At 39.4% G+C, this 421-nt stretch carries 1 protein-coding gene; it reads right to left on the bottom strand.

Annotated elements, in window-relative coordinates:
• A partial coding sequence (locus EMN46_RS20635; protein ID WP_368667587.1) for a polyhydroxyalkanoate synthesis regulator DNA-binding domain-containing protein occupies positions 1 to 123 on the bottom strand: 123 nt, incomplete at its 3' end.
• Positions 124 to 421: the final 298 nt, after the last annotated feature.

Genomic DNA, 421 nt, shown 5'->3' with positions numbered 1-421 from the left:
AATTTTAACGTCAGTGCCTAAGGCAATAATGTTTTTGATGTCTTTTAGAGTGATGTAGCGACTATCTTCGGTATCGTATAATCGTCGGTTGGCGTATTTCTTGATGATTCGCTTATGCTTCATATATTTAGCGCCTACTATCTAACCATTGATGACTTATTGTGCCTCAATCGATAAAGAAATAGTAGTAGAACTCGGTAGGGAAGTTTAAAAAAGGGTATAAAAACTTATACCCTTTGGGAGATTTGATCGGTGATCAATTAAGCAGCGGCAGATGCTTTCTTCGCTTTAGTCGTTGTTTTAGCTACTGGTGCTTCAAACGCTGGCGCAATTTCAATCTTTTGTACTGACGCTTGGTATTCTTTCGCTAGGTCAGAGTACTCAGTAACACGGCCAGACATTTTCTCGCCAAATGCTTTAG

The organism is Ancylomarina sp. 16SWW S1-10-2, from assembly GCF_009669305.1.
Lineage (GTDB): Bacteria > Bacteroidota > Bacteroidia > Bacteroidales > Marinifilaceae > Ancylomarina.
This window is presented reverse-complemented; position numbering and strand designations above follow the sequence as displayed.